General features: G+C 66.3%; 9 protein-coding genes. 5 read left to right on the forward strand and 4 right to left on the reverse strand.

Annotated features, from left to right (window positions below):
- Positions 1 to 132 precede the first annotated feature (132 nt).
- The 4 genes from AC0IW9_RS13720 to AC0IW9_RS13735 all read left to right on the forward strand — a co-directional run bounded on the left by AC0IW9_RS13720 (position 133) and on the right by AC0IW9_RS13735 (position 4766).
- Positions 133 to 1677 carry an alkaline phosphatase gene (locus AC0IW9_RS13720; RefSeq protein WP_471648824.1) on the forward strand — a complete coding sequence of 515 codons (1545 nt, stop codon included), beginning with the start codon at positions 133 to 135 and terminating at the stop codon, positions 1675 to 1677.
- A 101-nt stretch (positions 1678 to 1778) separates the two neighbouring features.
- Positions 1779 to 2789 (forward strand): DNA recombination protein RmuC, encoded by a 1011-nt coding sequence (locus tag AC0IW9_RS13725; protein WP_471648825.1) that lies wholly within the window; start codon positions 1779 to 1781, stop codon positions 2787 to 2789.
- A 10-nt stretch (positions 2790 to 2799) separates the two neighbouring features.
- Complete coding sequence (locus AC0IW9_RS13730; protein WP_471648826.1) at positions 2800 to 4044, forward strand: NupC/NupG family nucleoside CNT transporter; 1245 nt, start codon at positions 2800 to 2802, stop codon at positions 4042 to 4044.
- 11 nt (positions 4045 to 4055) lie between these two features.
- Positions 4056 to 4766: a maleate cis-trans isomerase family protein gene (locus AC0IW9_RS13735; protein WP_471648827.1), complete on the forward strand. Its 711-nt coding sequence runs from the start codon at positions 4056 to 4058 to the stop codon at positions 4764 to 4766.
- On the opposite strand, the gene glf is transcribed toward AC0IW9_RS13735, so the two are convergent.
- The 3 genes from glf to nth form a co-directional block, all read right to left on the reverse strand.
- On the reverse strand, positions 4763 to 5935 hold the full coding sequence (glf, locus tag AC0IW9_RS13740; protein WP_471648828.1) for a UDP-galactopyranose mutase: 1173 nt from the start codon (positions 5933 to 5935) through the stop codon (positions 4763 to 4765). The two genes, AC0IW9_RS13735 and glf, sit on opposite strands and share 4 nt — an antisense overlap.
- The gene (locus AC0IW9_RS13745; RefSeq protein WP_471648829.1) at positions 5928 to 7169 is read right to left on the reverse strand and encodes a glycosyltransferase family 1 protein; all 1242 of its coding nucleotides are present in this window, start codon (positions 7167 to 7169) and stop codon (positions 5928 to 5930) included. Before AC0IW9_RS13745 ends, glf begins: the two co-directional genes overlap by 8 nt.
- A gap of 170 nt (positions 7170 to 7339) precedes the next feature.
- Positions 7340 to 7981, reverse strand: coding sequence for an endonuclease III (gene nth / locus AC0IW9_RS13750; protein WP_471648871.1), 642 nt, complete (start codon positions 7979 to 7981; stop codon positions 7340 to 7342).
- Between the two features lie 122 nt (positions 7982 to 8103).
- Here nth and AC0IW9_RS13755 point away from each other — a divergent pair, with 122 nt between their 5' ends.
- Complete coding sequence (locus AC0IW9_RS13755; protein ID WP_471648830.1) at positions 8104 to 8640, forward strand: DUF2244 domain-containing protein; 537 nt, start codon at positions 8104 to 8106, stop codon at positions 8638 to 8640.
- Here the strand turns inward: AC0IW9_RS13755 and bcsD are convergent.
- Positions 8615 to 9085, reverse strand: a complete 471-nt coding sequence (bcsD, locus tag AC0IW9_RS13760; protein ID WP_471648831.1) for a cellulose biosynthesis protein BcsD — start codon at positions 9083 to 9085, stop codon at positions 8615 to 8617. The two genes, AC0IW9_RS13755 and bcsD, sit on opposite strands and share 26 nt — an antisense overlap.
- Positions 9086 to 9108: the final 23 nt, after the last annotated feature.

Genomic DNA, 9108 nt, shown 5'->3' on the forward strand with positions numbered 1-9108 from the left:
CATCGGGCATTGCGTCTCCGGAACCGCCCGGATCAGCAAGGTCACGGAACCTACTCGCCACTCCCGCTGACACCGTCGCCGCGCCGGGAATAGGGTCCGGCGCGCCACGACGGCGCCGGGAAGAGATACCTCATGAGCGATAACACAGGGACCACCGACGCCGCGGCCATGGTCAGCCCGGTCAAGAATGTCATCGTCATGATCGCCGATGGCGCCGGCTTCAACACCATCGAGGCGACCCGTCTCTACCTCGAAGGCCTGGACGCCGGCGATCCGCGCGGTGGCGTCGGCTCCATCGTCACCGACGGCCCCGGCTTCGTCGCCTCCGCTCAATCGACCTATCCGCTCGATGTCCGTACCACCCCCATCGAGGGTGCGGCAGGACTCGAGCAGAATCCCCTCACGGTCTATGACCCAGCGCAGAACTACGATGCGACCCCGGTCGCCGGCGTGAATGCCGCCGGCTATGAGCGCGCCTTCGCCGGCTACGACTGGAACCGGGCCACCTATCCCGATTCCGCCAATACCGCATCCGCCATCGCCACCGGCGCGAAGTCCTACAACAACGCGATCGATGTGGACGGCAATGGCCATGCCCTGGCCAACCTCGCCGAGCTCGCGCATTCGCTCGGCAAGTCGACCGGCGTCGTCTCCACCGTGCAGTTCAGCGACGCGACGCCGGCCGCCACCGGCGGTGCCAACAACATCTCCCGCGCGAACCGAGCCGAGATCGCCAGCGAGATGTTCAGCGACGGCACCCTCGACGTCATCGGCGGCACCGGCAACCCGGATTATACCGACGACGGCACCCTGCGCAGCTCGCCGGTCTACGACTGGGTCGACAAGGCGCTCTGGACCGCTCTGAAGGATGGCAGCTTCCGTGCCGATGACGGCGGCAGTTGGGAATTGCTCCAGAGCCGCGCCGAGATCCAGGCCGCCGCAGCGGGCTCCCCGACCGAGGGCCGCTTGGCGATGGTCGCCCAGGCCTTCACCGGCACCAATTTCTACCGTGCCGGCGGCGAACCGGCCACCGAGCTGCCGTTCAGCGTACCGCGGCTCGAAACTTCGCCGACCCTCACCGAGATGACGCATGCCGCGCTGAACCGCCTCGATGCCGACGACGATGGTTTCTACCTGTCGATCGAAGGCGGCGCGGTCGATCGCGCCATGCATGCCAACAACTTCGGGCGGATGATCGAGGAGCAGATCGAGTTCAACGACACGATCAAATTCGTTCTCGACTACATCAATTCGCCAGACAGCAAGGCGACGCTGGCCAATACACTCATCATCGTCACCGCCGACCACGATCATCTGCTGTTCGGCCCGGAAGGCGCCACGGTCCCCTTCCAGTCGGTGCAGCCCGACCGGAACGGCGACGGCGTGCCGGAATACCAGTGGTTCAGCAACAACCATTCGAACCAGATCGTGCCGCTCTATGCCGTCGGCGCCGAGGCGAATGCGGTCGGTGCCCTGGCGGACAAGGTGGATGCGGTGATCGGGACGTCAGGCGAACGCCTGGCTGGCAGCCAGCGCCTCTATACCGACCAGGCCGACCTGGGAGATTTCCTGCTCGAGGAACTCGACGCCGGCGCGACCCCGGTCAAGATCGATTGGGATGCCCTCGCAGCCCAGGTCTTCGCCAATTATGCCGCCACCGGGACCTGGTACCTGTAAGGCGAGCTTTCTGCGGCCGGGCGGCTCCCGCAACGACGGGCTCGCTGCCCGGGCCTCGGGCATGCAACTCTGTCCCCGCGCGACTCGAAGGGGGACAGGGAGTGCCGGAGTGGATATTGCCGGTGCTGGTGCCGGTGGCCGCGGCGCTGGCCGGCATGCTGGTGGTGCTGGCCTTCCGGCCGCGGGGCAACGAGGGCGTAGGGCTGCTGGCCGAACGGATGGACGCGCTTTCCCAGCGCCTCGACAGCGCCGTGGCGGCACAGAATGAACGCCTTGCCCGCAGCCTGGCTGAAAGCGCCGACCGCACCCAGGACAGCGCCCGCCGCATCCATGAACGCCTCGCTGTCATCGACGCCGCCCGCGCCAATATCGAGGCGCTGGGCACCCAGGTGACGACCCTCTCCGGCATCCTCGGCAACAAGCAGTCGCGCGGTGCCTTCGGCGAGGTGCAGTTGCGGGACATGCTGGCGGACCGGCTGCCGGCCGATGGCTGGGCCTGGCAGTACACCCTGGCCAGCGGCGTCCGCTGCGACGCGCTGATCCGCCTGCCCTTCCCGCCCGGCCCCATCGCCATCGACAGCAAATTTCCGCTCGAGGCCTGGCAGGCCCTTCGCGCCGCGCCGGACGACAATGCCCGTGCCCTGGCCCAGCGGCGACTGGCGACGGATATCCGCCGGCACGTCGATGATGTCGCCACCAAGTACATCCGCCCCGGCGAGACCGCCGAGGGGACGCTGATCTTCCTCCCTTCCGAGGCACTGCACGCCGACCTCCATGCGGTGCATGGCGGGCTGGTGCAGGAGGCCGCGCGCCGCGGCGTCTACCTGGTCTCTCCCGGCACGCTCTGGGCGGTGCTGGGGGCCATGCGGGCCCTGATGCGGGATGTCCGGCTACGAGCGGAGGCGCAGCACCTCCGCCTCGAGGTCTCGAAGCTGGCGGAGGAGACCGGGCGGCTGGACCGCCGTGTCGCCAACCTCAAGCGCCACTTCGCCGATATGCAGCAGGACGTGCAGCAGATCGAGATCACCGCGCAGAAGATCACCGCCGCCGGGGCGCGGATCGAGGCGGTGGAGATGGATCCACTCTCCCCCATGAAGGCGGCCGCCCAGTGACCATCACGCCATGAGCATGCTGCAACTCCAGTCCCTCGCCGGCCTGCCGCTGCTATGCCTGCTGGCCTGGGCCTGCGGCGGCTTCCGCCAGGGCGTCCGCGGCCGGGTGGTGGCGGCCGGCCTCGGCGGGCAACTGCTGATCGCCGCGGCGCTGCTGCATGTCCCACCGCTGCGGGCCGGCTTCGCCCTGGTGGGGGATGCGGTGAATGCCCTCGCCGTGGCAACTAGGGCCGGCACCACCCTGGTTTTCGGCTATCTCGGTGGTGGCCCGCTGCCCTATGCCGAAGTCACGCCGGGCGGCAGCTTCATCCTGTTCTTCCAGGCCCTGCCTTTGGTGCTGCTGGTCGGGGCGCTCTCCGCCGTGCTGTACCACTGGCGGCTCATGCCGCTGGTGGTGGATATCCTGGCGCGCGGCCTGCGCCGGTTGTTCGGACTCTCGGGCGCCTGCAACCTCTCGGTCGCTGCCAATGTCTTCGTCGGGATGGTGGAAGCCCCGCTGCTGATCCGCCCCTGGCTGGCGACCCTGACGCGGGCGGAGCTTTTCGTCGCCATGGTGGCCGGGCTGGCCACCATCAGCGGCAACATGCTGGTGGTCTATGCCACGATGATCACCCCGGTGGTCCCCGATGCCGCCGGTCAGTTGCTGACCGCCAGCCTGGTCTCGGCACCCGGCGCCATTCTCGCCGCCCTGCTGATGCTGCCGGAACGCGAGACGCCGCAGGACACGCCGGCACTCGCGGCGCCGCGAATCTATGACAGCACCATGGATGCGATCGTGCGAGGCACCGCCGATGGGCTGCAGCTGCTGTTCGGGATCATGGCAGCCCTGGTGGTCTTCGTCGCCCTGGTGGCGTTGCTGAACGGCATGCTCGAACCACTGACCGGCCTGACCCTGCAGCAGATCATCGGCTGGATCTTTTGGCCGCTGGCCTTCGCCATGGGCATCCCCTTCGAGGAATGCGCGACGGTGGCCCAGAGCCTCGGCGTCAAGGTCGTGGTGAATGAGTTCGTCAGCTACCTGCAACTGGCCGCTAGCGGCGGCGCGGGCCTGTCGGAGCGATCGCGCATCATCCTCACCTATGCCCTCTGCGGCTTCACCAATTTCGCTTCTGTCGGGATCATGGTGACCGGCATGGCGGCGATGTGTCCGGAGCGCCGCGCCGAGATCGTCCGCCTCGGCTTGCCAAGCCTGGTTGCAGCCAGCATCGCCTGCTGTATGGCCGGCGCCACGGTCGGCGCACTCACTGCACCATGAAGGAGCCGTCGATGCCTCGCCGCGTCATCGGAACGATCGTACCATCCTCGAATCGTACCGTGGAGCGCACCCTGGCGGCGATCATGCCTGCGTTTCCCCAGGTCGATTCCTGCATCGCTCGAATCCCCTACTGGGGCAACGGGCTTGGGCAGCCCGCTGATGGCTATGAGGTAGCCAGCTACCGCGACGCCGCCAGGCTGCTTGGCCATGCGGGGGCGGAAGTGGTGTGTTGGAACGGCTCGAAAGGTGCAGCGCTCGGGCTTGCTACCGACGAAGCCCTGGCAGTCCTGATGGCCGAAGCCGCCGGCTGCCCTGGTACGACAACCGTTCTGGCAACTGCCAGCTTGCTGGCCCGCCTCGGCATTCGGCGCGTTGCCATCATAGCACAGGGCAGCGCCCAGGATGCTGTAGCCCATGGCCAAGGCTTCGCCGTGGAAACCATTGCTACACATGGCCTGGGGATTCAGGACAACCGCAAAGCCAGTGCCATCCAACCCGAAGTTCTGGCGACAATGGTACGCGAGGTCGCACCCACCGCCGACGCCGTGTTGATCTGGAGCACCAACCTGCCCGGCTACCTCGCGGCGGCTGCCTTGGAGACAGAACTCGGCATTCCGATCCTTGACTCCGCTTCGGTCGGAGTCTGGGCCTGCTTGGCGGCGCTGGGCCTGGATCCCAGGCCAGCTGCCGCCTTCGGTCGCATCTTCACCGTGACAGGCTAATCCCCCGCCGCGCTCCTGCGCAGCGCATCCGCGTCGTCATTGGCCGCCTCAGGCGGCAGGCTGGCGTCGATCTTCTGGAAGGTCGACAGGGCCTGGCCGACGATCTGGTCCATGTTGTAGTAGCGATAGGTAGCGAGCCGACCGACGAACCACACATCCTGCGTTGCATCGGCCAGCGCCTCGTAACGCTTGTACAAGGCCTGATTCTCAGGACGCGGAATCGGGTAGTAGGGGTCGCCTTCCGCACTCGGATATTCCGCGGTGATGCTGGTCTTGGCGTGCTGCTGCCCGGTCAGATGCTTGTACTCGCTGATGCGGGTATAAGGCACATCCTCGGCCGGATAATTCACCGTACCGACGGGCTGGAACTCGGCCTGGTCCAGGGTGCGATGCTCGAAGCGTAGTGACCGGTACGGCAGCTTGCCGTAGCGGAAGTCGAAATACTCATCGACCGGCCCGGTCCAGATGACCCGCTTGTGCGGCACGCTGTCACGGATCTCGGCGTAATCGACCCCGGTGCGGACCGTGATATTCGGATGCGCGAGCATCTTCTCGAACATCTTCGTATAGCCGTCTGCCGGCATCGCCTGGAACGTATCGGTAAAATAGCGGTCGTCGGTATTCGTCCGCGTCGGCACCCGGGCGGTGACGGATTTATCGAGCTCGGACGGGTCAAGCGCCCATTGCTTCCGGGTATAGCCGCGGAAGAAGGTCTCGTAGAGTTCGCGCCCGACCTTGGAGACGACAACATCCTCCGAGGTGCGGATGACCGGCACCTGCTCGGCCCGCTCCGCGAGCCAGCCCTCGACCTCATCCTGGTCCAGCGACAGGTCGTACAGGGCATTGATCGTATCGAGGTTGATCGGCATCGGCACCCGCACGGTCTCGCCGCTGCCGGGCTTGCTCACCTCCGCCAGCACCCGATGCTCATAGGGACGCCAAGCCGTGAAACGGGACAGATGGTCGAAGACCTGCTGAGAGTTCGTGTGGAAAATGTGCGGCCCATAACGATGGATCAGCAGGCCTGCCTCATCCAGATGGTCATAGGCATTGCCACCGATATGTGGCCGCCGGTCGATGACCAGCACCGTCTCGTTCCGCACGCTTGCAAGCCGCTCCGCCAGCACGCTGCCGGCGAAACCTGCACCAACGATCAACCAATCATACATGGCCGGCCCTCCGCAGGGACAATGAGTCCGATGGTTCCTGCTCGAGCGTCGAGGCACGCAACGCCGCCTCGATCTGCCCATCCATTTCCGCCCAGGTCCGGTCCCAGGAGATCTGCGCCAGACGACGATCCACCTGCTTCAGCCACGGCGCACGGGGCTGCTGCATCACCTGCTCCAGGGCGGCAGCGAAGGCCACCGGCTCATCGGCAATCTCGACAAGCCCGGGCCCGCCTTCGGCCTTCGGCCCCCAATCACGCACCACATCCGTGATGGGCGTGGAGACGACAGGAAGTCCGGCCGCCAGGAATTCGGGCGTCTTCGTCGGGCTAATGAAACGGGTGCTCTCATTCAAGGCGAATGGCATGAAACCCGCGTCCCAACCCGCCATATAGGCAGGAAGCTCGGCATATTTGCGGCCGCCCAGCCAATGGATGTTCGGCAACCGCGGCAGATCCGCGGGGTCGATCTTGACCACCGGCCCGATCATCATGAAATGCCAATCCGGCCTCGCCGCCGCCATGGCACCGACCAGTCCGATGTCCATCCGTTCGTCGATGACACCGAAGAAGCCGATGCGGGGATGCGGAATGCCGGCTTGGTCAGCGGGATCCTTTGCCTCACCACGGGCCGTCTGGAAATGTGCCGCATCGATCGAGGAGGGGAAACAGGAGACGCGCGCATGCCGGTCCCGCTTCGCTTCATAAAGGCTGCGCCCCCCTGTGAAGACCAGATCGGCACGCGACAACAGCTCGCTTTCCAGCTCCAACATCAGCGGCGGCGCGCCCCGGAAGGCGGACAGCTCGTCCATGCAATCATAGATGATCAGGTCAGGCCGCAGATGGTCCGCGAATGCGAGCGCCATCGGCGTATAGAACCAGGCGACCAAGGACAGCCCGGCCTTGGACTTCAATAGTCCATCCAGCAACTCGCGCTGTGCCGCGACGACAGCCTCAGGCGAAAGACCTTCCGGCAGATAGGGTACTGCCACCGTCACGCCTTCTGGCGTGAGACGTGTCTCCAACGCTGGTTCGACACCCGGCCGGAAAATCGGCTCTTCGAAGAACACAACGTCCTTGGTCCGTGCCGCACGGGTCAACAGGTGCTGGGGGCGCTGGAAGACGAAATCCCAACGCAGATGGGACAGGCACAACAACAACGTCGACGGGGTCGGGCTCGCAGCCATCCGACTTGGGACCAAGCGGACGGCGGCGGTGCCCGGCGGGGCATCGGACATACGGAGTCCCTTCACTTGCAGTCACCGTAGAGCCATCAGCAAGATATTGCCGATGGACGAGCCGGGCAGCCAAACCTCGATGGAGCGGGTTGTGCCTGCGGATCGATTACGGGATGCCAACGCGGTGCTCCGCACGGCAGTTCCCGGCCGGGGCATAGGAACCGGTTACCTCAATTTGGCGCAGCAACCTTATCGCGGTAGTTGCAGTGCGCCGCAGCCGGGCAGCGCCAGCACTCCGGCTGCCGGGCCTTGCAGACATAACGACCATGCAGGATCAGCCAGTGGTGGGCATCCCGCAGCAGGTCGGGCGGGCAACGCTTGACCAACCCATCCTCGACGTCACGGGGCGTCTTGCCGGGGGCCAGGCCCGTTCTGTTGCCCAGCCGGAAGATATGGGTATCGACCGCCATGGTGCTTTCCCCAAAAGCCACGTTCAGGACCACATTCGCGGTCTTGCGGCCGACGCCGGGAAGCGCCTCCAGCGCCGCCCGGTCACCCGGCACCTGCCCGCCGTGCTGTTCGACCAGAATGCGGGACAGAGCAGCGACATTCTTCGCCTTTCCCTGCCACAGACCGATCCGCCGGATATGCGGCGCGATCCCCTCTGCCCCCAGCGCCGCCATCTCGGCCGGCCCTGGCGCGGCGGCGAACAGGCCGGGCGTGCATTTGTTCACCGCCGCATCGGTCGTCTGCGCCGAAAGGACAACCGCTACCAGCAAGGTGAAGGGGGTCGTATAGAGCAGCTCCGTCTCCGGCACCGGATTGTGCATGGCCAGCGCCCGAAGAAACTCGCCCGCCTGGGCGACCGACATCCGGCGTGCCCGGCGTGGAGCCAGAGCGGTGCCATGCAATGGCGTCTTCACGGCAACACGGGGCATCAGGGGCAATCCAGTTGTGGCAAGATGGAGAGGCCATCCCATGTAGCTGCGGTATCATGCCAGCCCAGCCCCCCCCTGTCCTGTTCGAAGCCGTCTGCACGCCGCCGCGCAGCCTCGATGCGCGTGGGATGCGGATCGTCGCCGGCCTCATCCTGCTCGCCTCGGCAATGATCGGGCTGCTGTTCCTGGCGCTCGGTGCCTGGCCGGTCCTCGGCTTCACCGGTCTCGAAGCCGCCTTGGTGCTTGGCTTGATGGCCCTGCACCGGCGTTGGAGCCTGCGCTCGGTCGAAATCCTGATCCTCACCGAGGACCGGTTGACCATCCGCCGCACGGATTTCCAGGGCCGGCGGGAAGAGGTGCAGGTCGATCCCTACTGGGCCCGCCTGAGGCTGGAGGAACGGCCAGGCCGGGTTGCCCTTCTGGTGCTCCGGCAACGTGACCATGCCGTGGAAATCGGCAAATTGTTGGGCGATGAGCAGAAACGGGATCTGGCCGGGGCGCTGGGTGAGGCCCTGCGGCGCTGGCGTGACCCGATCTTTGACAATCCGCAGTTGCAGGATGCCGGCGTCAGCTCCGACCGTACCGCAGGGTGATGGAGCCCCCCGTCATTCCGACCCGGCGTGGCGATACATTGGGTTCCGCCCCTGGCTGCGCCGCCAGCCAGGCACCGTAGAGTCCCTCGAGCACGGCGGCGATCCAACCGCCACTGGGATCCGCCCCTGTGGCCACGGCCGGCGCCGCGCAGTGCATCAGCACCAATGTCCGGTCGCCGGGGTCCAGGGCGATCTCGACCCAACCCCAATCCGCCGCCGCCAGTACCTCGTTCATGCGGGCTTCGAGTTCCGCCAGCCCACCGCAAGCGGGCAGCGGCGCCAGCGCACCGAAGCGGGCACCAACCGCGCGCAGCAGGGCATCGCGTGACGCGGCATCAAGGTTGGCATCCAGTGTTTCCACCAGGGCGCGCAGGAAAAGCCGCCACTGTGCGGCAACACCACGGCGGGCCAGGTAGCTCAATGCGGTAGGCTCGGCTGCCGTCATGAGGGGCCTTTCCGTGGCGGCTC

This window comes from Belnapia sp. AC561, assembly GCF_979252845.1.

Coding starts and splice junctions, on each gene's coding strand:
- AC0IW9_RS13720 (WP_471648824.1), top strand. CDS start 133: ATGAGCGATAACACAGGGACCACCGACGCCGCGGCCATGGTCAGCCCG.
- AC0IW9_RS13755 (WP_471648830.1), top strand. CDS start 8,104: ATGCCAGCCCAGCCCCCCCCTGTCCTGTTCGAAGCCGTCTGCACGCCG.
- AC0IW9_RS13735 (WP_471648827.1), top strand. CDS start 4,056: ATGCCTCGCCGCGTCATCGGAACGATCGTACCATCCTCGAATCGTACC.
- glf (WP_471648828.1), bottom strand. CDS start 5,935: ATGTATGATTGGTTGATCGTTGGTGCAGGTTTCGCCGGCAGCGTGCTG.
- AC0IW9_RS13745 (WP_471648829.1), bottom strand. CDS start 7,169: ATGTCCGATGCCCCGCCGGGCACCGCCGCCGTCCGCTTGGTCCCAAGT.
- bcsD (WP_471648831.1), bottom strand. CDS start 9,085: ATGACGGCAGCCGAGCCTACCGCATTGAGCTACCTGGCCCGCCGTGGT.
- nth (WP_471648871.1), bottom strand. CDS start 7,981: ATGTCGGTCGCCCAGGCGGGCGAGTTTCTTCGGGCGCTGGCCATGCAC.
- AC0IW9_RS13730 (WP_471648826.1), top strand. CDS start 2,800: ATGAGCATGCTGCAACTCCAGTCCCTCGCCGGCCTGCCGCTGCTATGC.